At 68.7% G+C, this 20,788-nt stretch carries 21 protein-coding genes; 16 read left to right on the top strand and 5 right to left on the bottom strand.

Annotated features, from left to right (window positions below):
* Window positions 1–1,419 carry a malate dehydrogenase (quinone) gene (mqo, locus tag LCL87_RS05045; RefSeq protein ID WP_225017312.1) on the bottom strand — a complete coding sequence of 473 codons (1,419 nt, stop codon included), beginning with the start codon at window positions 1,417–1,419 and terminating at the stop codon, window positions 1–3.
* Window positions 1,420–1,513: 94 nt separating this feature from the next.
* Between mqo and LCL87_RS05050 the strand changes: the two genes are divergently transcribed.
* Complete coding sequence (locus tag LCL87_RS05050; RefSeq protein ID WP_225017313.1) at window positions 1,514–2,467, top strand: LysR family transcriptional regulator; 954 nt, start codon at window positions 1,514–1,516, stop codon at window positions 2,465–2,467.
* Here LCL87_RS05050 and LCL87_RS05055 read toward each other — a convergent pair.
* Together LCL87_RS05055 and LCL87_RS05060 are read right to left on the bottom strand one after the other, a co-directional pair.
* On the bottom strand, window positions 2,447–3,736 hold the full coding sequence (locus LCL87_RS05055) for a S1 family peptidase (protein WP_225017314.1): 1,290 nt from the start codon (window positions 3,734–3,736) through the stop codon (window positions 2,447–2,449). The two genes, LCL87_RS05050 and LCL87_RS05055, sit on opposite strands and share 21 nt — an antisense overlap.
* A 123-nt stretch (window positions 3,737–3,859) precedes the next feature.
* A complete protein-coding gene (locus tag LCL87_RS05060; protein ID WP_225017315.1) occupies window positions 3,860–4,459 on the bottom strand; it encodes a TetR/AcrR family transcriptional regulator in 600 nt (199 codons plus the stop codon).
* A gap of 78 nt (window positions 4,460–4,537) precedes the next feature.
* On the opposite strand from LCL87_RS05060, the gene LCL87_RS25755 reads away from it, so the two are divergent.
* From LCL87_RS25755 to LCL87_RS05100, 9 genes are all read left to right on the top strand, one after another.
* Window positions 4,538–4,624: a putative leader peptide gene (locus tag LCL87_RS25755; protein WP_420910920.1), complete on the top strand. Its 87-nt coding sequence runs from the start codon at window positions 4,538–4,540 to the stop codon at window positions 4,622–4,624.
* Window positions 4,625–4,777: 153 nt separating this feature from the next.
* Window positions 4,778–5,317 (top strand): DUF4242 domain-containing protein, encoded by a 540-nt coding sequence (locus LCL87_RS05065; RefSeq protein WP_225017316.1) that lies wholly within the window; start codon window positions 4,778–4,780, stop codon window positions 5,315–5,317.
* 7 nt (window positions 5,318–5,324) lie between these two features.
* Window positions 5,325–6,374, top strand: a complete 1,050-nt coding sequence (locus LCL87_RS05070) for an acyl-CoA dehydrogenase family protein (protein WP_225017318.1) — start codon at window positions 5,325–5,327, stop codon at window positions 6,372–6,374.
* Entirely contained in the window at window positions 6,350–7,090 is a 741-nt protein-coding gene (locus LCL87_RS05075; RefSeq protein ID WP_225017319.1) for an ABC transporter ATP-binding protein, read from the top strand. The genes LCL87_RS05070 and LCL87_RS05075 overlap by 25 nt, the downstream gene beginning before the upstream one ends.
* A gap of 2 nt (window positions 7,091–7,092) precedes the next feature.
* On the top strand, window positions 7,093–8,265 hold the full coding sequence (locus LCL87_RS05080; RefSeq protein ID WP_225017321.1) for an ABC transporter substrate-binding protein: 1,173 nt from the start codon (window positions 7,093–7,095) through the stop codon (window positions 8,263–8,265).
* Window positions 8,262–9,077, top strand: a complete 816-nt coding sequence (locus LCL87_RS05085) for an ABC transporter permease (RefSeq protein ID WP_225017323.1) — start codon at window positions 8,262–8,264, stop codon at window positions 9,075–9,077. Before LCL87_RS05080 ends, LCL87_RS05085 begins: the two co-directional genes overlap by 4 nt.
* Window positions 9,078–9,269: 192 nt before the next feature.
* A complete protein-coding gene (locus tag LCL87_RS05090) occupies window positions 9,270–9,572 on the top strand; it encodes a hypothetical protein (RefSeq protein WP_225017325.1) in 303 nt (100 codons plus the stop codon).
* A 57-nt stretch (window positions 9,573–9,629) separates the two neighbouring features.
* Window positions 9,630–9,803: a hypothetical protein gene (locus tag LCL87_RS05095; protein WP_225017327.1), complete on the top strand. Its 174-nt coding sequence runs from the start codon at window positions 9,630–9,632 to the stop codon at window positions 9,801–9,803.
* 227 nt (window positions 9,804–10,030) lie between these two features.
* Complete coding sequence (locus LCL87_RS05100; protein WP_225017329.1) at window positions 10,031–11,437, top strand: WS/DGAT/MGAT family O-acyltransferase; 1,407 nt, start codon at window positions 10,031–10,033, stop codon at window positions 11,435–11,437.
* 7 nt (window positions 11,438–11,444) lie between these two features.
* On the opposite strand, the gene LCL87_RS05105 is transcribed toward LCL87_RS05100, so the two are convergent.
* Window positions 11,445–12,383: a GmrSD restriction endonuclease domain-containing protein gene (locus LCL87_RS05105; protein WP_225017331.1), complete on the bottom strand. Its 939-nt coding sequence runs from the start codon at window positions 12,381–12,383 to the stop codon at window positions 11,445–11,447.
* Window positions 12,384–12,568: 185 nt separating this feature from the next.
* Between LCL87_RS05105 and LCL87_RS05110 the strand changes: the two genes are divergently transcribed.
* Complete coding sequence (locus LCL87_RS05110) at window positions 12,569–13,513, top strand: aldo/keto reductase (protein ID WP_225017333.1); 945 nt, start codon at window positions 12,569–12,571, stop codon at window positions 13,511–13,513.
* Window positions 13,514–13,572: 59 nt separating this feature from the next.
* Here the strand turns inward: LCL87_RS05110 and LCL87_RS05115 are convergent, their stop codons facing one another.
* Entirely contained in the window at window positions 13,573–14,589 is a 1,017-nt protein-coding gene (locus tag LCL87_RS05115) for a beta-ketoacyl-ACP synthase III (protein WP_225017335.1), read from the bottom strand.
* Window positions 14,590–15,017: 428 nt separating this feature from the next.
* Here LCL87_RS05115 and LCL87_RS05120 point away from each other — a divergent pair, with 428 nt between their 5' ends.
* From LCL87_RS05120 to LCL87_RS05140, 5 genes are all read left to right on the top strand, one after another.
* Window positions 15,018–16,100, top strand: a complete 1,083-nt coding sequence (locus LCL87_RS05120) for a glycoside hydrolase family 183 protein (protein ID WP_225017349.1) — start codon at window positions 15,018–15,020, stop codon at window positions 16,098–16,100.
* Between the two features lie 77 nt (window positions 16,101–16,177).
* Entirely contained in the window at window positions 16,178–16,612 is a 435-nt protein-coding gene (locus tag LCL87_RS05125; protein ID WP_225017337.1) for a nuclear transport factor 2 family protein, read from the top strand.
* A 160-nt stretch (window positions 16,613–16,772) separates the two neighbouring features.
* Window positions 16,773–17,384 carry a class I SAM-dependent methyltransferase gene (locus tag LCL87_RS05130; RefSeq protein ID WP_225017339.1) on the top strand — a complete coding sequence of 204 codons (612 nt, stop codon included), beginning with the start codon at window positions 16,773–16,775 and terminating at the stop codon, window positions 17,382–17,384.
* A 100-nt stretch (window positions 17,385–17,484) separates the two neighbouring features.
* The gene (locus LCL87_RS05135; RefSeq protein WP_225017341.1) at window positions 17,485–19,320 is read left to right on the top strand and encodes an acyl-CoA dehydrogenase; all 1,836 of its coding nucleotides are present in this window, start codon (window positions 17,485–17,487) and stop codon (window positions 19,318–19,320) included.
* A 130-nt stretch (window positions 19,321–19,450) separates the two neighbouring features.
* Window positions 19,451–20,659 (top strand): oxygenase MpaB family protein, encoded by a 1,209-nt coding sequence (locus LCL87_RS05140; RefSeq protein WP_225017343.1) that lies wholly within the window; start codon window positions 19,451–19,453, stop codon window positions 20,657–20,659.
* Window positions 20,660–20,788: the final 129 nt, after the last annotated feature.

Below are 20,788 nucleotides of genomic sequence, written 5' to 3' on the forward strand. Positions count from 1 at the left end.
CTACGCCGCTCCCTGAAGCCCCGGCATGAGGGCACGCAATTCGGGCCGCCACTTCTCGAGGCGCGAAGGAAAGCAGGTGGCGAGAAGTTCCACCATCACCGCGGGCGCGATCGATGCGCCCGGTGACGCGCCGAGCAGACCGGCGATGGATCCGTCGGCGCCGGTGACGAGTTCGGTCCCGAAGGTCAGGACACCGACCTTCCGAGGGTGGGGTTTGATCAGCTGGGCGCGCTGTCCTGCCTGCACCAACTCCCAGTCGACTGGGTTCATCTCCGGGTAGAAATGCCTCAGCTGAGCGAACTTTCGCTTCCTCGACGACAGCAGCTCGCCCATCAGGTAGCGGACCAGCGGCAGGTTCTGGACACCCACCGCCAGCAGAGGCCCGATGTTGCGGGGCCGGATCGTGGTGAACAGATCGGTGAGCCGGCCGTGTTTGAGCAGCCTGGTGCTGAAGGTCGCGTACGGGCCGAACATCAGCGACGGGCGGCCGTCCACGACGCGTCGGTCGAGGTGCGGCACGGACATCGGCGGGGCGCCGACGGCGGCCTGGCCGTAGACCTTCGCGTCGTGCATCGCGACCACGGAGGGAGCCGAGGTGCGCAGGAACTGTGCACCGATCGGGAACACCGCGTAGCCGCGAACCTCCGGGATCCGCGCCTTCTGGAGAAGTTTGAGCGCACAGCCGCCGGCACCGACGAATACGAACCGCGCCGAGATCGAGAAGCGCTCTCCCCCAAGCCGGTTCCGACCCGCAACTCGCCACAGGCCGCCGTGACCACGCCGGAGCAGGGTCACCTCGTGTCCCACCCGAACGTCGGCGCCGCGGGCCGCGGCCACCCCGATCAGCGCCCGGGTCAGCGCGCCGAAGTCGACGTCGGTCGCCTCCTCGTAGCGTGTCGCCGCCACCGGCAGGGACCGGTCCCGCCCCTCCATCAGCAGGGGTGCCCACTCACGAATCACGTCGGGGTCCTCGCTGTACTGCATCGCGGAGAACAGCGGCGAGCCTTGCAGGGTGGTGAACCGGCGACGTAGGTAGGTCACGTCGCGATCTCCGAACACGACGTCCATGTGCGGCGTCGGGCTGACGAAGGACGATGCAGTCGGGATGTCACCGGACTCGTCGAGCGACGCCCAGAACTGGCGGGAAAGGTGGAACTGGCGCCCGATCTCCTCTGCCCGGGCCGGATCCTCCGGGTCGGGCATGTAGTTCAGTTCGCACAGGCCCGCATGCCCGGTGCCGGCGTTGTTCCACGGACCCGAACTCTCCCCCGCGAGCGCATCCAGACGCTCGAGCACGACGATCGACCAGTCGGGCTGCAGTCGGGCGATCAGCGCACCGAGCGTCGCCGACATGATCCCGCCGCCGATCAGCACGACGTCGACAACCTCTCCTGCCCTTGCCGATTCATTGCCGCTCATGGGGTGTGCCTTCCTCGTCGGGGACGCTCGACCCCAGAGTCCTCCCACAAGACCAATCCGTCCAATGAGCAAATCGTCGCTATATGATCCGAAAATGGAACGGTTTCTGGCGGACGAGGCCGCCGCCACTACCCCACTGCTGGCGGCCTTCGACGCCGCCGCGAGAGAAGGCCACATCACCCGCGCCGCCGAACTGCTCGGCGTGCCGCAGTCGTCGCTGAGTCGCCGACTGAAGACCCTCGAACAGATCCTGGGCGTTCCTCTGTTCCAGCCCGCCGGGCGACGCGTCGCTCTGACTCCGGCGGGCCGCGAATTCCACGAACGCACGCGCGATCTGGTGTGGACGCTGGACGACGCCATCGCCGCGGTGCGCAGTCATGCCGATCCGGACGGCGGACTGGTGCGGTTCGGATTCCCGCTCACCCTCGGACCGGTGAGCATCCCGTCGCTGCTGGCCGAGTTCCATCGCACCGCACCGCGGATCCGACTGCATCTGGTGCAGGCGCACGGCGAGGCGCTTGCCGCGATGGTGCGCGACGGACGCCTCGATCTCGCGGTGATGATCCCGCCGCCCGACGACCTCCCCGTGACGGTCCTGGGGCACCAGCACCTGCTGCTGCACGTTGCGCCCGGCCACCGACTGGCCCGTCGGGCGCGGGTCGCACTGACCGAACTGGAAAGCGAGCACTTCATCGCCAGCCCGCCGTCGTTCCATCTGCGCGGGTATCTCGACTCCTGTTGCGCCGACGCCGGATTCACCCCGCAGGTGACGTTCGAGATCAGTGAGTTCGAGACGATCCGCGCCCTCGTCGCGCAGAACCTCGGCGTCGCCGTGCTGCCGGCCGCGGAAACCCCGCATCCGGATCTGGTCGCGATCCCGCTCACCGGCGTCGGCTCCCGCACGATCGGTCTCGCCACCGGAAACCTCCGGCCGACGGGACCCGTTGCCCGCCTGCACGATCACATCACCGATCGCGCCCCGACCTATCTCACCGGCCGCAATCAGTGGAGCGGACCGGGAGGTGCCTCAGCTTCCGAACGACAGTGAGCCGGAGCCGCTCGGCAGTCCCGGAACCGGCACCGGGGCCGGGACCGTCTCGATCTCGCAGCTCGGTGAGCTCGGGACGCCCGCCGGATTCTTGGCAGTGCGCAGGGTGACACACCCGTCCGCCGCCTGGTTCACCCTGGACAGGACGGCCTGGATCGGGATCCCGAAACTCATCATCTCCACCGAACTGTCGGCTTTCGCCGTCGCACAGTCCCGGTAGTGCGAAACACTCGATCCGCTGGTGATGCCGAGCGCGAGCGTGCCGGTGACGATTGCGCCACCACTGTCGCCGCCGAGCGTGCAGGCGGTGGTCGAGAACCCGCGCACGTTCCAGCTCTCGCCGCCGTCCCCACCGAGGACAGTGTTGTAGTCCGCGTAATCGATCGTCCCGCACGTGTAGCCGGACGTCTGACCCGACTTGCACGCCGGAGCCCCGGACACCGGGACGGCGATACCGGTGATCGTGAGGGTGCTGCCGTTCCCGCCTCGGACCGCCGGCTGACCGAGACCGGTGGTCGTGACGGCGTCGGAGGCCAGCCCGATCACGGAGTAATCCAGGTTCCCGCCCTCGTCACCGATGCCCGACTCCGCGAAACTTCCCACCGATCTGCTGTTTCGGAGGTCCCCGGCCTTCGGCTCGTACACCCCCGCCGCATCCGGCGTCCCCGCCGCGGGGCGGTTCGGATCGCAATGACCGGCACTGAGCGCCAACGGATTGCCCGCGGTGTCGGCCGCGGCGAACCCGAACGAGCAGATGAGATACGACGGCGCGGAAGCGAGCGGCTGGGCGGCGGTGATGTAGCCGTCGCCGCCGATCGGCGTCGTGCCGGTCGCGACGTGGAAGCTCGGCGGCGGCGCCGACCGCCGATTCGGCACCGCCGACTGCATGTCCAGGCCGCTGGTCGAGAGCGGAACCATCTGGGCGCGGTATCCGGCCGCAGCGACGCGGTCCGCCGCCGCCTGCGTCGTGACAGAGACGGTCGGCGTCCCGTCGGGTGCGAGCCACGCACTGCCGACCCCACCCGAATCCGATCGACGCAGCTCGCTCGCATATGCGGCAACCTGCTGTGCGGCGGCGGCCCGGTCCAGGTACTCCTGCGGCGTCATGTTCAGGTCACGCTGCAGTGCCACGACGAGGTCGGCCGGCAGCGCAGCCGACGACTGCTGAGCAGATGCGGGTGCGGCCTGCCCGGTCCCGGTGGTCGACAACGCCGCCGCCGCGATCGCGGTGCCGACAACAGCAGCGGAACGCACGAGCCTCGAACGCATATCGCCCCTTCGGTGGGTGCCGTCAATAGGTGACCGCACCCCGCCGCGGGTCGACGACCTCGGCGCCGAGCGGCAGAGCAAAGATACGACATAACGCCAGGTCTGTACGGCGGTTCGGCGGGGTCAGTTCCGCGACGGACGCAGCAGGTCCTCGACCATCCGTCGGCCGAGGTGGATCGGCTCCTCCGAATGCGTGAACTTGGATCCGGCGAGCGCGCCGTCGTAGATCAGCTGGACCCGCGCTGCGACCGCATCAGGGTCCGCGATGGAGCCCGCGGCGAGGTTCTCGACGATGCGCTCGAACACCCACTGCCGGTGCGCCTGCACCGGCGCGAGCATCGGCACCTCGTCCCCCGGGAACTCGGTGGCCGCGTTGAGGTACTGGCATCCCCGGAAATTGCGCACCGGCGCGGACGCCGCGGCCAGCTCGAAGAAGGCGAGGATCCGGTCGAGGGGCTCCGCGATGTCGGCGACGGCACCCTCCCAGCGGGTGCGGTCCCGGACGTCGAGCGCCTCCAGATACGCGTGCACGAGTCCGTCCTTGGACCCGTACGACGAATACAGGCTGGCCTTCGCGACGCCGGATTCGGCGAGGATGCGATCGATCCCGACGGCGCGGATCCCGTTGACTGCGAACAGTTCCGTCGCGGTCGCGAGCAGTCGCTCGGCCGGTGACGCCCCGTCGTTCCGGGTCGAGTTCCGCAGCTGCAGGGATGGAGACACCAGGACAGCGTAGCGACCCCACCCACGCCAGTTCACAAGAGTAGACAGACAGGTCTGTCTACGCCTAGACTGCTGGCCGTGACCCGCAGCTTCCTGACCCGCCGCCTGCACCTTGATCTGGTGCGGGTCGCCGGCGCTGCGTGTCGTCGTCCCATGATGCGCTGATCTCAGCGACCCCGGACCCGCCTGTCCGCCACAGGTGTTCGCACACACCTGTCCGCGCTCGCCGTCACCTCGGCTTCCCGTTCCACCGTCGCACGACTCACGTCGGGCGCGGCCGCTCGGCGGTGTCCACCACCACTCCCGGAAGGTTCTGTCATGTCCTCGAAGGCCCTGTACCTGTACGAAATCGTCCCCGCCGCCGAGCGCCGGGACCAGATCGAGCAGATCATCAAGGAGTTCGACGCCTCCACCGCGGCCGCCGGCGGCGAGCTGATCGAGACCCAGGTGACCAAGGGTGGCGACCGCGTCTTCGCGATCACCGAGTTCGACGGCTGCGCCGCGCCGCTGCTCGACGCCGACGCCCTGCAGGCCGCGGAACTCGATGGCCCGCACCTGGTTCGGATCGTCGGTGCGGACATCGAGGAGATCAAGGCCGCGCGCCCCGACGCCGGGTACCTGGTCGAGTGGGACATCCCGGCCGAGATCGACATGGAGACCTACCTGACCCGCAAGAAGGAGAAGTCGCCGCTCTACGCGAACATCCCCGAGGTCAGCTTCCTGCGCACGTACGTCCGCGAGGACACCGCCAAGTGCCTGTGCTTCTACAACGCCCCCGACGAGGATGCCGTGCGCCGTGCCCGCGACGTCGTCAGCACCCCCGTCAGCCGCCTGCACCAGCTCGACACCGAACGGTAGAACCCTGATGACCGCGACCGTCATTTCCACGAGAACCCCGGAACGGGAACAGGCCCGCGCATTCGTGAGCGGCCGAGCCGTTCCCCTCGACCGGGGAGAGACCGACACCCGCGAGGACGTGGCCCTGCTCGGCTCCCTCGGGCTGCTCGACCTCGGCTTCGGCGAGAACCCGCTCACGGAGATGGTCGCGGTCATCGAGGACGTCGCCGCGGAGAGCCTGAGCGCCGGATTCGGCGTGTGGGCACACCGCATGTGCCTCGAGTACGTCGACCGGGGACCGGCGAGCGTGCGCGAGCGGTACCGCGACCGCCTGGCGTCGGGTGCCACGATCGGCGTGACCGCGATGGCGGCCGGTCTGCGTCAGGCCGCCGGCCTGGGCGAGGTCCCGCTCATCGCCACCGCCGTGGACGGCGGCATCGAGGTCAGCGGCCCGATCCGCTGGGCGTCCAACGTGTTCGACGACGCCGTGATCGTGTTCCCGGCACGCGGTGACGACGGTTCCACCTACGTCGCGGTGATCGATGCCGACTCGTCGGGGGTCTGCATCAATCCCGCGCCGGAACTGCTCGCGCTGGGCGCGACCGCGTCGACATCCCTCGTCTTCGACCGGGTGTTCGTGCCCGCGGCGCAGATCATCAGCACCGAGCTGACCCCGTTCTGCCGGTCCATCCGGCCCACCTTCCTGGCTCTGCAGACGTCGTTCTGCAGCGGTATCGCCGGCGCAGCACTGACCGAGGGCGCCGCCCTGTTGACCGGGCTCGGCGAGGAGTTCGTCGACGAGCACACCGAGCTCACGAACGACTTCCTTTCACTTCGGAACCGGCTGTACCACTTTGCTTCCCGTATCGACGAGCCGCCGGTGCGGGACCTGATCCAGCTCCGCCTCGACGGCTCGCACGTCGCGGTGGCGGCGACACGCCTGGAGGCGACGCTGCGCGGCGGCGCCGGCTACGCCGCCAAGCACCCGACCAACCGGCGCTTCCGTGAGGCCGCCTTCCTGCCCATCCAGTCACCCTCGGAAGGACAACTGCGGTGGGAACTCTCGCAGTCTCGATAGGCAACGGCCGCAGAAGTTTCCACGGTCGCCGCCGTCCCGTGCTCGACGGCGTGAACCTCGACGTCGCGCAGGGTGAGATCCTCGCGATCGTCGGCAGCAGCGGCAGCGGCAAGTCCACCCTGCTCCGGATCATCGCCGGACTCGACGACCTCGACTCGGGCACGATCCGCTGGGACGGGGCGGGCGGCGACGGCCGTCCGCGTACCGGTGTCGTGTTCCAGAAGCCCCTGCTGATGCCGTGGCTCACGGTGCGCGAGAACGTCCGTCTGGGTGGACGATTCGCCGCGAACGAGGCTGTCTTCGAACCGTCGTACGCCGACGACCTCCTGGACCGCTTCGGACTCGCCGAGGTTGCCGACTCGTACCCGGATCAGCTCTCGGGCGGTCAGGCGCAGCGTGTCGCGGTGATCCGCGCGGTGTCGATCCGACCGCGCCTGCTGCTGCTGGACGAGCCGTTCAGCGCCCTCGATCCCGCGATCCGCGGCGACCTGCAGCACTGGATCGCGGGCGTCGCCGAGGACATCGGCTGCACCACGATCCTCGTCACCCACGACATCGACGAGGCGATCATCCTCGGCCACCGCATCGTCCTGATCGGTGAGGGCGGCACCGTCCGACGCGAATGGGACTGCGCGACAGCCGCCGCCGACGACGACGCGCTGCGAGCGGACATCCTGTCGGCGTACCGCACGTCCGCACTAGTCGGGGCACCCTGACCGTGAGCGGAGGAGCGCTGAGCCGGCGCACGCTGCTGCAGGGCGCGGTCGGCCTGGCCGCGGCCGGCGGGCTCGCCGGCATCGTCGACCTCGCCCGCACCGCCGGCACCAGTCGCGCGAACACGACGGGACAGTTGCGGGTCGGCTACCTGCCCATCACCGACGCGGCACCACTTCTGATCGCCCACAACACGGGACTGTTCGACGGAAACCCGGTGAGCCCCTCGCAACCCGTGATGTTCCGCAGTTGGTCGAGCCTCGCCGAGGCGTTCATGAGCCGGCACGTCGACGTCGTGCACCTACTGATGCCGATGGCCGTGCAGTTGCGCTACTCGCTCGGCGGCGCCGCGCGCGTCCTGGGCTGGAACCACACCAACGGCTCCGCGCTCACCGTGGCACCCGACATCACCGACCTCGGGCAGCTCGCGGGACGGCAGGTCGCGATCCCGTTCTGGTGGTCGATCCACAACATCGTGCTGCAGAAACTGCTGCGTGCGGGCGGCCTCCGTCCGGTCGTGCGGACCGCGCCGTCGAAGTCCGAGGGCACCGTCGGCCTGGTCGTGATGAGCCCGTCCGACATGCTGCCTGCGCTCGCGAACGGGGCGATCGGCGGCTACACGGTGGCCGATCCGTTCAACGCGGCCGCGGAGATCAAGGGCGTCGGACGGATCCACCGCTTCCTCGGTGACGTGTGGCGCGATCACGCGTGCTGCGCGCTGCTCGTGCACGAGGACGTCATCGACCGCAATCCCGCGGGCGTCCAACGGCTCACCGATGCCGTCACGTCGGCGCAACTGCGCATCGACGCCGACCGCAAGGGTGCCGCCGAGATGCTGAAGACGGGACGCTATCTGCCGCAACCGCTCCCGGCGATCACCAAGGCGCTCACCTACCCGGCGGACGCCCACCCCGTCACCCACGACTCCTGGCAGCCGCAGCGCATCGGCTACCAGCCGTTCCCGTTCCCCAGCTTCACCCAGGCCCTGGTCGAGGCGATGCACGACACCGAAGTGGACGGCGACCGCCGGTTCCTGTCCCGGCTCGATCCGGCCGCCGTCCACGCCGACCTGGTGGACGACCGTTTCGTGCGGCAGTCCTTGACCACGGCCGGTGGCCCGGCCGCGTTCGGGCTCCCCGCACACCTGACCCGTACCGAGGAAGTGGATCCCACGTGAGCAGTCAGCAGCCCTCCCGTTCACGGTGGTCCGCGTGGTGGCCGCCCCTCACCGCGATCGCCGTCGCGGTACTGCTGTGGTGGTTCGCGACGACGATCCTGGCGTCGGGCGACTCGCTGATCCGCGAGTTCGCGCCGCAGGAGGTGCTGCCCGCACTCGGCGGCCTGATCGAACGCGGAGTTCTGCTGCCGGACACCGCCGCCAGCATGTGGCGTCTGCTCGTCGGACTCTCGATCGCCGCGGTGATCGGCATCCCGCTGGGCCTGCTGATCGGACTCAATCCGACGGTGGACCGCGCCGTGCGGCCCGTGACCCAGTTCCTCCGGATGATCTCTCCGCTGTCGTGGGCGCCGATCGCGTTGGCGCTGTTCGGAATCGGTCACCGGCCCGTGTTCTTCCTCATCGCTGCCGCGGCGGTGTGGCCGATCGTCATCAACACCGCCGCGGGCGTGCACGCGATCGATCCCGGGCACCTGCTGGTGGCCCGCTCGATGGGCGCGACCCGCACCGAACGGCTCACCACCGTCGTCCTGCCCGCGATCCGCGGGCACCTGCAGACCGGCCTGCGCGTCGCGCTCGGCATCGCCTGGGTGGTGCTGGTGCCGGCGGAGATGCTCGGGGTGCAGTCGGGTCTGGGCTACCAGATCCTCAACGCCCGCGACCAGCTCGCGTACGACCAGGTCATGGCCGTGATCCTGGTGATCGGACTGCTCGGGTTCCTGCTCGACGCCGGTGCGCAGCGCCTGCTCACCAGCCGACGCCGTCGCCGCCCGGAAACCGCGTCCGCACCTGCCCCGGTACCGATCGGCTGACGCCCGCGGCGGTCAACTCGGCGGTTTACGCACCGGCACACTTGACCGGTGCAGTGCGCCCGGGGCGCGCGATACCACCCGCAGCGCCTTACCATTCGAGAGCCTCACGATCTGCGGGGCAGTCTCCGGTCGAACACGCATCCGATGTTCGACGCCGGTACCGCGTTGCCACAAGTCGCCACAAGGAGTCCCATGAACCACGCACTCGACGATCAGGTCACCGCCTCGATCAAGGGCGACGTCGTTTTCGTCGGCCGGTCGGCAGCGCTGGACGAGGCCCGCGGCCTGGCCCTCGCGCTCGGCTACGGTCACGCCGACTCCGCCGACGTCGGCGTCGAGTACGCGGTGGTCGACGACGACGCCCTCGACGGCATCTGCAGCCCTGCCGACGCGCTGCTGCTGGCGCAGGTCCGCACCCTCGGGGTATCCGTGCTGACCGTGAACGAGGCCCGGACCCGCTTCCGGGTCGGCACCCAGGCCTTTTCCCTCGCGTGAGCTAGCTCTCAGGCAATACTTCAACTTTTCACAGGTCCCGGTGCTACAAAAATAAACATGTCTTGGCTGTGGATCGCACTGAGCGTGTGGCTCGTGGTTGCTCTCGGAGCGTCCGTGTTGATCGGGCGTGGAATCCGACGTGCCGACCGCGAGGAACTCGGCTCGACCATGGACTGGGACATCAGGACCATCACGGCCGAGGAAGCCCACCCCCGCGATTCGCGTTCCTGAGGCGTCCGGTCGTCGACGCCGTGGGCAGTTGCCGCGGCCGACCGGGTTTCGGACCAAACGGACGAACACTCGGACAGTTCCGGCAAACACCCGAAAAACCCTATTGACCTGGACATTCGAACAGGTGGCGCGCCCGCCGGGGATCACGTACAACTGACTGCACACTGTGATCCACGACACTGCGGACGGCATCGGTCGGCCCGCCACTCCCGAAGGGCGACCCCCGTATGCCGCTCCCCATGTCACCGGCCGATTCCGTCTTCCTGCTCGGTGAGTCCCGGGAGCATCCCCTGCACGTCGGCGGACTGGTGCTGCTGCAACCACCGGAGGGCGCCGACGCCCGCGACGTCCGCGGCATGCTCGACGTCGCGATGACCCGGGGCGAGGTGACCCCGCTGCTGCGCAAGCGGCCTCGACGCTCGGCCTCCTCACTCGGACAGTGGTTTTGGGAGGACGACGACCAACTCGACATCGGTCACCACATCCGGCACGACGCGCTCGCCCGGCCCGGCCGCATGGAGGAGCTCTCAGCCCTCGTCTCACGCCTGCACGGCGGCCTGCTCGACCGCAATCGCCCGCTGTGGGAGATGCATCTGATCGAGGGTCTCGCAGACGGCCGATTCGCGGTCTACACCAAGATCCATCACAGCGTGGCCGACGGCATCGGCGCGATGCGGCTGTTGCGCCGATCCCTGACGGTCGACGCCGACAAGCGGGACATGCCCGCGCCGTGGGAACCCCGCACGCGGATGACGCAGCCCCGCAACAGGACCGGGCTGCTCGACGTCCCGGTCTCGGCGATCCGCACCGCCATCGACGTCGCCGGGGAGGCGACCGGACTGGTCCCCGCCCTCGCCGGAAGCGTGTTGCGCGCGCTGCGCAACCAGGGCGGTCCCATGTCCTTCTCGGCACCCCACTCCGCGCTCAACGTACCGATCACCGGAGCACGCCAATTCGTCGCTCGCAGTTGGTCGCTCGACCGGCTCCGACTCGTGGCCAAATCGGCCGACGGCACCATCAACGACGTCGTGCTGGCGATGTCGTCCGGCGCGCTTCGCCGCTACCTCGTCGAGCGCGGCGCGCTCCCCGCGCGGCCGCTGGTGGCGATGGTCCCGGTGTCACTGCGAGACGACAGGGCCCGCCCCGAGCCGATCGGGGATCCGAAGGACGCGGGCGGCAACGAGATCGGGATGCTCATGTGCAATCTCGGCACCCACCACGCGGACCCCGGCGACCGCCTCGAGACGGTGCGCCGGTCGATGGCAGAGGGGAAGGCCGCACTGCGCGGCATGAGTTCCACGCAGGTGATCGCCCTGAGCGCGCTCGGCGCCGCGCCGCTGGCACTGGACATGCTGTTCGGTCACCACGGCCCGGTGCGGCCACCGTTCAACATCGTCATCTCCAACGTGCCGGGCCCGAACGCTCCGCTCTACTGGAACGGCTGCCGCCTCGACGCCCTCTACCCGCTGTCGGTCACGCTCGACGGCCAAGCGCTCAACATCACGTGCACCAGCACCGACAACGCGATCGCGTTCGGGCTCACCGGCTGCCGCCGCGCCGTCCCGCACCTCGAGCCGATCCTCGACCACCTCGACGACGAACTGGCCGCCCTCGAGGCCGCGGTCGGGATCTGACCACGGCCTACTCGCAGGCCACCCCGTCACCGTCGCTGTCCATCGCGGCACGGTAGCCGGGCTGCCCACGGTGCAGCGGTGCGGCACCGGCGGTGCGGGCCGCCTTGCAGTTCGCGTAGAACACCTCACCGGACGCCTCCGCACCCGCGGGCGAGACGTCGGCCGGCGCGGGAGCGGGGGCAGGCGCGGGAGCAGATCCCGTTGCGCCGCAGGAGGAGAGTTCGCGCGCCATCGCGTCGTGCTCGGCCTGTGTCACCCACAGCCGGTACGCCGCCTTGACCTCGATCTGACGCGTCACGTACGTGCACCGGTAGGCCAGGTTCGGCGGCAGCCACGCCGAGGCGTCCGCGTCGCTCTTGCCTTGGTTGGTGGGCCCGTCCACGGCCTGCAGGTTGCGCGGATCGTTCGCGAGGTTGCGTCGGGTGGCCTCGTCCAGTTGCTGCGCACCCTTCTGCCACGCGTCGGACAGCGCGACGACGTGGTCGATCTGCACCGCGCTCGACGTCTCGACGCCGCGGACGAAGCGGATCGTCTTGCCGGTGTAGACGTCGTCGAGCGTGCCCGAGAGCACCGTGCAGTCGCGGCTCATCGGATCGGTGGTGATGTAGACGAGGTCCCGCTGGAGGATGTCGTTGCGGGTGTCGCAGCCGTTGTGTCCGCCCGCGATGGTGACGTTGTCGGTCCACGCCTGGCCGAACAGCGATCGGTCGTAACCGTTCTTGGGCGCGCGTTCACGGATCGGCAGGGCGGCCAACCCGGCCAGCGCCCCGTCCGCGGCCACCGGGTCGAGCACGGTCTCACCAACCGTTTGTTCGCCGACCACCTGCGCGGGATCCGACGACGAACCCGACGACGGTTGCGCGGCCGCGGTGCAGCCTCCGGCGAACAGCACGGCGACGGTGGCGAATCCGGCCACCCAGGACTTGTCGATCTTCACAGCACTCACGGGCGACGCGGTTCCTTCATCTCTCGTACATATGTTCGCAGAGCGATCCTAGCCGGGCCGCGAGATCGATCTCGCCTCGTCATACCGCACACCGGAATCTGCCCTCGCGGGCAGAGGCACGTTCGGCGTAATCTCCGAAATCGGGCAGCTCACCGGCCCACCCGAGTGCCAGCGTCAGGAGTCCGATGTCCACAGATATGCAGTACACGACCCTGCCCGGAACCGACCTCGTCGTCTCGACGGTGTCCCTGGGCTGCAACAACTTCGGCTTCAGGACCGACGCCGCCGAGTCACGCGCGGTCGTCGACGCCGCACTCGCGCACGGCATCACGTTCTTCGACACCGCCGACATCTACACCGGCGGCGAATCGGAGAAGATCCTCGGTGCGGCGCTGGCGGACCGGCGCGACGAGGCCGTCATCGCAACGAAGTTCGGGTCGCCGATGAGCGAGACGGAGCGCGGTTCCGCGCCCGACTACGTACGGCGGGCGTGCGAGGCCAGCCTCCGCCGGCTCGGCGTCGACCACATCGACCTCTACTACCAGCACACCCCGGACCCGTCCGTACCGATCGAGGACACCCTCGGGGCACTCGACGAACTCGTCCAGGCCGGCAAGGTCCGCCACGTCGCGTGCTCGAACAGCTCTGCCCAGCAGATCGACCACGCCGTCGAGACCTCGACCGAACGCGGCCTCACCCGATTCGTGGCCGCCCAGATCGAGTGGAACCTGCTCGAGCGCGGGGTGGAGGCCGAGATCGTGCCGGCGTGCGAGCGCAACGACCTCGCGGTGATCCCCTACTACCCGCTGGCCGCGGGGCTACTCACCGGCAAGTACCGCCGGAACACCGAGTTCCCCAAGGGATCCCGATTCGACAAGTCCGAGTACTTCGCGGCGACCGCCACCGAGGAGGCACTCGCCCGCGTCGAGGACCTGCTCACGCTCGCGAGCAAGCTCGACCGGCAGCTGTCCGAGCTGGCCGTCGCGTGGCTCGATGCCAAGCCTCAGGTCGCGTCCGTCCTGATCGGTTCCTCCACACCCGCGCAGGTGGCGCGCAACGTCTCGCACCTGCGTCGCCCCCTCGACGAGGACGAACTGGCGATGATCGACGACTTCCTCGCCGGACGCTGACGCAAACGAACGGCGGGCCCGCCGGAAAGCGGGCCCGCCGTTCGTCGCCTGTCTCGGGGTCAGTCCTGCGCGAGCGGCGGCAGGATGACGACCTGGCCGGCGTACGACAGTCCGGCACCGAAGCCGACCAGGAGCGCCAACTCGCCCGGCTTCGCCTTGCCCGTGCGGATCACTTCCTCCATCGCCAGCGGGATCGAGGCCGCCGACGTGTTGCCGGTCTCGGCGATGTCGTCCGACACCGGCACCGATTCGGGGAGCTTGATGCTGCGGGCGATGACCTCGTTGATGCGGCCGTTCGCCTGGTGCGGGATGAACGCTCCGAGGTCCTCCATCGCGACACCGGCGCGCTCGAGGGCCTGCGTGGCGACCTTGCCCATCTCGAACGCGGCCCAGCGGAACACCGCGGTGCCCTCCATCTTGATCCAGGGGCGCTGCGCCGGATCGTTGGCGAAGGCGAGCCAGTCCGGCTCCTGGCGGATGGCCTGCGACTGGGAGCCGTCCGAGCCCCACACGACGGGGCCGATGCCGGTGACATCGCTCGGGCCGACGACGACGGCGCCCGCGCCGTCACCGAAGATGAAGCGCACCGCGCGGTCCGTCGGCTCGGTGCTGTCGCTCATGCGCTCGACGCCGATGACGAGGATGTAGTCCTCGGTGCCGAGGCGAACCATGTCGGATGCGATCGACAGCGCGTAGCAGAAGCCCGCGCAACCGGCGGTGACGTCGAACGCGGCCGGGCCACCCGTGCCGAGGGCGTCGGCGACCACGGCGGCGCACTGCGGCGTCTGCGAGGGGTAGGTCGAGGTGGCGACGACGACGGCGCCGATCTGCTCGGGCAGGATGCCGCTGGCCTCGAGGGCCTTGCGGCCCGAGGCGATCGCCATCGCGAGGACCGATTCCTCGTCGTTCGCGAAGCGGCGGTTCTTGATGCCCGAGCGCGACTGGATCCATTCGTCGGTGGAGTCGATCGTCTCGCAGATCTCGGCGTTGCTCACGACCCGCTCCGGGCGGTAAACCCCCAAACCGAGGATGGCGGACTGCCGGACCTCGGCAGAGTTCGAGATCTGCGCACCCATGTTTGGTCTCCTCTACTGCACTGATCGGCGGCCCGAGCCGCCACGTGGCGGGACCCACCTGGCCCCGTCTTCCCACGACACGGTACTTCGCAAGGTAGGCCCCGGGTGTTACTCGGGTACCGCATACGGCCGCGGCGCGTCACCTGCGGGCGGTCCGAGTGCCGACCCACCACTCCCCCACGAATCACCCGGTCAGGCCGAATCGGTCATTCGACGACGCATTCGGGTCAATTCCGGCAATTCCCGATGAGGAATATGACAAATGCGTTAAGCCGGGAAACTCCGCGATTCCAATCGGCAATCCTGCTAGCGTGTTATCCGCCCGAAAAGGCGCCGTGAGCACGTCGATTGCGCCGGCGCCAGGCCGAATTCCACCGCAGATGGGGACTTCCGTGAAATTGAATCGAGTTCACACAGTCGCCGGATCGATGCTGTGCACCGGGTTCGCAATTCTCACACTGGTCGTTCCCGCCGCAGCAGATCCCAACACGGTCAATCCCATTCCGGTGTTGAACGGAACGAACGGGGTGCCGGCGCTCCAGGGACGCAGCCGGGCCGTGGCCCAGGCGACCGGGCTACTGAGCGCCAACCGTACGCAGGACTCGAACGTCCTCGGCACCGATCTCGGCATCATGTGGGACAACGGGAACGGGCAGGTGCTCACCGCCTTCGGCGACACGGCCGGACTGGGCATCCCCAATCTGCTCGTCGGCAGCATCTGGTCGTGGCGGAGCAACGTCCTGTTCCGCAGTTCCGACAACAATCTCGCCGACGGCATGACCTTCGACAGCAGTCCACGCGACATCGTGGGCCAGTCGAAGGAACTGATACCCAGCCCCAAGATTCCGTTCGTCGAGATCAGCCGCATTCCCACGGCCGGCATCGCGGCCGACGGAATGCAGTACATGAGCATCATGTCCGTCAAGAATTGGGGCGAACCCGGGAAATGGGAAACGAACTACTCGAGCCTGGCCTACTCCACCGACAACGGCGAGAACTGGATCGAGGCCACCGAGACCCGGCGCCCTCCGGTCGGCGGCAACAGCAATTTCCAGATGGGGGCATTCGTCAAGGACGGGGGCTACGTCTACCAGTACGGCACGCCTGCCGGACGCAACGGACTCGTCTTCCTCGCCCGGGTCCCCGAGCAGAAGATGCGGGAACTCGACGCGTACGAGTACTGGGACGGCGGCAAGTGGGTGCCGAAGAACCCCGACGTCGCGGTGCCGATCGTGTTCGGCGGCGTCGGCGAGATCTCGGTCCAGTACAACGCCTTCCTGGGCCAGTACGTGATGCTCACCACCGACAACCGCAACTCTGTGGTCATGCGTCGCGCGCCCGCGCCCACCGGACCGTGGGGCGCCCCGGAGGTCCTGATCGACGGCCCGGAACTGCCGTCGATGTACGGCGCGTACATCCACCCGTGGTCGTCCGGGCCCGACCTCTACTTCCTGACCACCGTGCACTCGAACTACAACGTGCTGCTCATGCACACGACGCTGCAGCGCTGAGAAGCGTCGGCGCGCACCACCCGATCCGCTGCTACCGTCCCGAGCAAACACTTGGTTTGCACTTGCGAGGAGACGACATGAAGCAGCAGACGAGCACCGACCCGCGCGGCGAGGTCCAGGACCTCCTGGCCCGCATCGCCCAGCTCGCCGACGACGGCACCGTCGAGGAGTACCTCGAGCACTTCACCGCCGACGCGATCTGGGAGTCGCAGGCCAACCCGGCCACCGGCATGGCCGCGCAGCTGCGCAAGGGCGTCGAAGCGATCGAGGAGGGTGTCCGGGAGCGGCGCGCGGGCGGCGTCCAGGGACCGGGCACGTCGAGTCGGCACGTCATCACGACCGTCGCGGTGTCGCTGGACTCGGACGTCGAGGCGTCGTCGACGGCGTACTGGCTGTTCTTCCGCGACACCACCAGCGAGCCGCGCCTGGCCGGCGTCGGCCGCTACGACGACACCCACCGATACGAGGACGGTCGTTGGAAGCTGGCCCACCGCCGGATCACCGTCGGCTGAGCCGACGATCCAGCCCCGCCGCCTGACCTCCCCGCGTTTTGCGCACTTGTCGCGGTTTTCCGGGTCCCCGGAGCGCGACAAGTGCGCAAAACGCGAGAGGGGGCGGGCATGGGACGGGCGGGGAGAGAAAAGCGGGGATTTCGTAGATACCGTCGTAGCCATGAAGGCTGAGGACTGGGACGCACGGTATTCGCAGGCGGAGATGGTGTGGGGGACGCCGCCGAATCCGGTGGTGGTGGAGTTCGCGACGTCGCTGCCGGCGGGCCGGGCGCTCGACCTGGCGTGCGGCGAGGGTCGGCACGCTCTGTGGCTGGCGACGCGCGGCTGGGAGACGACGGGCGTCGACTTCTCCGCGGTGGCGATCGAGAAGGCCCGGGAGATCGCCACGCAGGCGCCGCGACGGGTGCGCGAACGCCTCACGTACCTCGTGGACGACATCACGACCACCGACGTCTCGGACTACGACCTGGTCCTCATGATCTTCGTCCACCTCGATCCGGCGCAGCGGCGAGCGCTTGTGAGCCGAATCATCGACGGCCTGAAACCCGAGGGAATCCTCATGATTCTCGGCCACGACGCGATCAATGCGACCGAGGGCGTCGGCGGCCCGCCCGATCGCGAAATTCTTTACACCCCAGATGATTTGAAGGCCGACCTAGACGGACGGCTCGACGTCCTGACGGCCGAACGGCGCTATCGCGACACCGAGTCCGGCAGCGCGATCGACGCGCTCCTCGTCGCCCGCAAACCCGATCCTTGGCAGCTAACTTAATCGCGAGTAACATCGGCTAAGTTACCGACGAGTAGCTACTTGGGCGGTACTCGACGGAAAGACAGACCGCACCAACGCAGTGCCACTTCAGGGAGAGAACATGGGCCACTACAAGAGCAACGTCCGCGACCTCGAGTTCAACCTCTTCGAGGTCTTGGGTCTGGACAAGCTACTGGGTGAGGGCGCCTGGGGCGACCTGGACGTCGACACCGTCAAGGACATGCTGTCCGAGGTCGCACGTCTGGCCGAGGGCCCGCTCGGCGAGGCCTTCGCCGACGCCGACCGCAACCCGCCGGTGTTCGATCCCGAGAAGCACGAGGCGACGCTGCCGGAGTCCTTCAAGAAGTCGTTCAAGGCGATGTGGGACGCCGAGTGGTACCGCATGGGCCTCAGCGAGGAGATCGGCGGCGTGCCGGTTCCCCGCGCACTCGTGTGGGCGATCTCCGAGATGCTGCTGGGCGCGCAGCCCGCCGCCTTCATGTACCAGGCCGGACCGTCGTTCGCGGACGTGCTGTTCCACAACGGCACCGACGAGCAGAAGCAGTGGGCGGCAACCTGTGTCGAGCGCGGCTGGGGCGCCACCATGGTTCTCACCGAGCCGGACGCCGGCTCCGACGTGGGCGCCGGACGCACCAAGGCGATCAAGCAGGACGACGGCACCTGGCACATCGAGGGCGTCAAGCGCTTCATCACGTCCGCCACCTCGGACGACCTGTTCGAGAACATCTTCCACCTCGTGCTCGCCCGCCCCGAGGGCGCCGGACCCGGCACCAAGGGCCTGTCGCTGTTCTTCGTGCCGAAGTTCCACTTCGACTTCGAGAAGAACGAACTCGGCGAGCGCAACGGCGTCTTCGTCACCAACGTCGAGCACAAGATGGGCCTCAAGGCCTCCGCGACGTGTGAGCTCACCTTCGGTGGCCACGGCACTCCCGCCGTCGGCTGGCTGGTCGGCGAGGTGCACAACGGCATCGCGCAGATGTTCGACGTCATCGAGCACGCCCGCATGATGGTGGGCACCAAGGCCATCTCGACGCTGTCGACCGGCTACCTCAATGCGCGCGATTACGCCAAGGAGCGCGTCCAGGGCTCCGACCTGACGCAGATGACGGACAAGACCGCACCGCGCGTCACCATCACGCACCACCCGGACGTCCGCCGCAGCCTGGCGATGCAGAAGGCGTACGCCGAGGGCATGCGCGCGGTGTACCTGTACACCGCGGCCCACCAGGACGACGTCGTCGCCGAGATGGTTTCCGGCGCCGACAAGCAGACCGCGTTCCGCGTCAACGACCTGCTGCTGCCCATCGTCAAGGGTGTCGGCTCCGAGCGGGCCTACCAGTACCTGACCGAGAGCCTGCAGACCCTGGGCGGCTCCGGCTTCCTGCAGGACTACCCGCTCGAGCAGTACATCCGCGACTCCAAGATCGACTCGCTGTACGAGGGCACCACCGCGATCCAGGCGCAGGACTTCTTCTTCCGCAAGATCGCGCGCGACCGCGGTGTGGCGCTGGCCCACGTGGCCGGCGAGATCAAGAAGTTCATCGACAGCGAGGCGGGCAACGGTCGGCTGAAGGCCGAGCGCGCGCTGCTCTCCACCGCCCTCGAGGACGTGCAGAGCATGGCGGCCACGCTCACCGGTCACCTCATGGGTGCCCAGGAGCAGCCCACCGAGCTGTACAAGGTGGGACTGGGCTCGGTCCGCTTCCTCATGTCCGTCGGCGACCTACTCATCGGCTGGCAGTTGCTGCGTCAGTCCGAGATCGCGATCAAGGCGCTCGACGAGGGTGCCGACGACAAGGACAAGGCCTTCTACGAGGGCAAGGTCGCGACCGCGTCCTTCTTCGCGAAGAACGTCCTGCCCGAGCTGACCGCGACGCGCACCATCCTGTCGCACCTCGACAACGACATCATGGAACTGGACGAGGCCGCGTTCTAGGCCCGAACCTCGCGATTCGTCGCGGAGTCACTCGAACGCCGATGCCGCACAACGTTTTCGTTGTGCGGCATCGGCGTTTTCGGAGACATCGAGGGTTGACAACACGCATTGTCAGAATCAGACTGCGAGTGTGAGCCACACCACGGATCACCCCACCCGGTACATGCGCGACCGGGCGCACGCCGCACGGATCACCGCGCCGCTGCGACCGTTCGCTTGGCCGTCCCCCGACGCGACGGAGCGGGAGGCCGACAGCCTGCGCCGAGCCCTGCTCGAACGCGACGAGCCCAGCGCCGCACTGGTCCGCGCCATCCGCGAGGACCGCACGGTGACGCTCGCGCAGTTCCGTCAGGCCCTCGCCGACGGCATCGACACCGTCCCCGACGCGCCGGAACCGCTGCGGGCGTACTTCGCGCTGCTCGAGGACACCCCGGACTGGGTGGACCGCGAACTCGTCGCGCTCGGTGCGCGCACCCTGCGCCGCGTCGGATCGGACGTCGGGGACGTGCTCGCCTACGGGTCCCTGCTGGGCGGTTACAACAACTCCGGGCCGCTGCCGGTGCTGACGTCGTCGGGACGGCTGACGGGCGAACGCACCCGCCGCCGCATCGCCGAGACCGGCACGTGGTGGAACGGCTGTGTCGCCGACGGCGGACTGGACCGCTTCGGGGAAGGGTACAAGCTCTCGGTGCACGTGCGCCTGATGCACGCGTTCGTCGACCACCACCACGAGCACGAAACCGACTGGGACAGCGGTACTCGCGGGCTGCCGGTCAACCAGTTCGACCAGGCCGGGACGCTGGGCCTGTTCTCGATCACCTTTCTACTGCACACCCGGGTCCTCGGCGTCCGCTACACGAGACGCGAGGCCGACGCGGTACTGCACCTGTGGTGCTACGTCGGCTGGCTGATGGGCGTCGACCCGCGATGGCTCCCGTTCGACGAGCGGGCGGGGCTGCGCATGATGTACCAGATCGGGGCCTCCTCCCCCGCGGCCGACGAGCACAGCTACGCGCTGGCCGAGTCGCTCGTCCAACTTCCCCTGCGCACCCGGTACGCCCGCTTCGACCGACTGCGCCGACGCTACGAGTACGAACGGGGGCTGTCGCTGGCGACCACGCTCCTCGGTCCCGCCGCCGTGCGGGCGCTGCGGGTTCCGATCCGGCCGCCGTGGTATCCGGCGGGTCGACTCGCCGTCAACATCGTCAAACACCATGTGGTGGGCCGCTTCCCAGCCGGACAACGGTGGCTGCAGCGCCACGGCGAGCGGCAACTGCGGGACGCCGCCGCGCGCGTCCTCGGCGGCGAGATCCCGGACGTCGTGGCGCTGCCGGACTGACCCTCCCCGCGTTTTGCGCACTTATCGCGCGTCCCGGCCCCTCCGGCGGCCGCGAAGAACGTCAGCACGATGGCGACGTGGAAGGACTGCCCGCCCAGCGTGACGACCATCATCCGGTACGGCAGCGGC

Source organism: Prescottella equi (genome assembly GCF_020171745.1).
GTDB classification, from domain to species: Bacteria; Actinomycetota; Actinomycetes; order Mycobacteriales; family Mycobacteriaceae; genus Prescottella; species Prescottella equi_A.

Bases quoted from the DNA above. Each gene is read 5' to 3' on its own strand.
- LCL87_RS05055 (WP_225017314.1), bottom strand. From the start codon at position 3,736: ATGCGTTCGAGGCTCGTGCGTTCCGCTGCTGTTGTCGGCACCGCGATC.
- LCL87_RS05070 (WP_225017318.1), top strand. From the start codon at position 5,325: ATGACCGCGACCGTCATTTCCACGAGAACCCCGGAACGGGAACAGGCC.
- mqo (WP_225017312.1), bottom strand. From the start codon at position 1,419: ATGAGCGGCAATGAATCGGCAAGGGCAGGAGAGGTTGTCGACGTCGTG.
- LCL87_RS05050 (WP_225017313.1), top strand. From the start codon at position 1,514: ATGGAACGGTTTCTGGCGGACGAGGCCGCCGCCACTACCCCACTGCTG.
- LCL87_RS05065 (WP_225017316.1), top strand. From the start codon at position 4,778: ATGTCCTCGAAGGCCCTGTACCTGTACGAAATCGTCCCCGCCGCCGAG.
- LCL87_RS05095 (WP_225017327.1), top strand. From the start codon at position 9,630: ATGTCTTGGCTGTGGATCGCACTGAGCGTGTGGCTCGTGGTTGCTCTC.
- LCL87_RS05110 (WP_225017333.1), top strand. From the start codon at position 12,569: ATGTCCACAGATATGCAGTACACGACCCTGCCCGGAACCGACCTCGTC.
- LCL87_RS05115 (WP_225017335.1), bottom strand. From the start codon at position 14,589: ATGGGTGCGCAGATCTCGAACTCTGCCGAGGTCCGGCAGTCCGCCATC.
- LCL87_RS05130 (WP_225017339.1), top strand. From the start codon at position 16,773: ATGAAGGCTGAGGACTGGGACGCACGGTATTCGCAGGCGGAGATGGTG.
- LCL87_RS05100 (WP_225017329.1), top strand. From the start codon at position 10,031: ATGCCGCTCCCCATGTCACCGGCCGATTCCGTCTTCCTGCTCGGTGAG.
- LCL87_RS05135 (WP_225017341.1), top strand. From the start codon at position 17,485: ATGGGCCACTACAAGAGCAACGTCCGCGACCTCGAGTTCAACCTCTTC.
- LCL87_RS05125 (WP_225017337.1), top strand. From the start codon at position 16,178: ATGAAGCAGCAGACGAGCACCGACCCGCGCGGCGAGGTCCAGGACCTC.
- LCL87_RS05090 (WP_225017325.1), top strand. From the start codon at position 9,270: ATGAACCACGCACTCGACGATCAGGTCACCGCCTCGATCAAGGGCGAC.
- LCL87_RS05120 (WP_225017349.1), top strand. From the start codon at position 15,018: ATGCTGTGCACCGGGTTCGCAATTCTCACACTGGTCGTTCCCGCCGCA.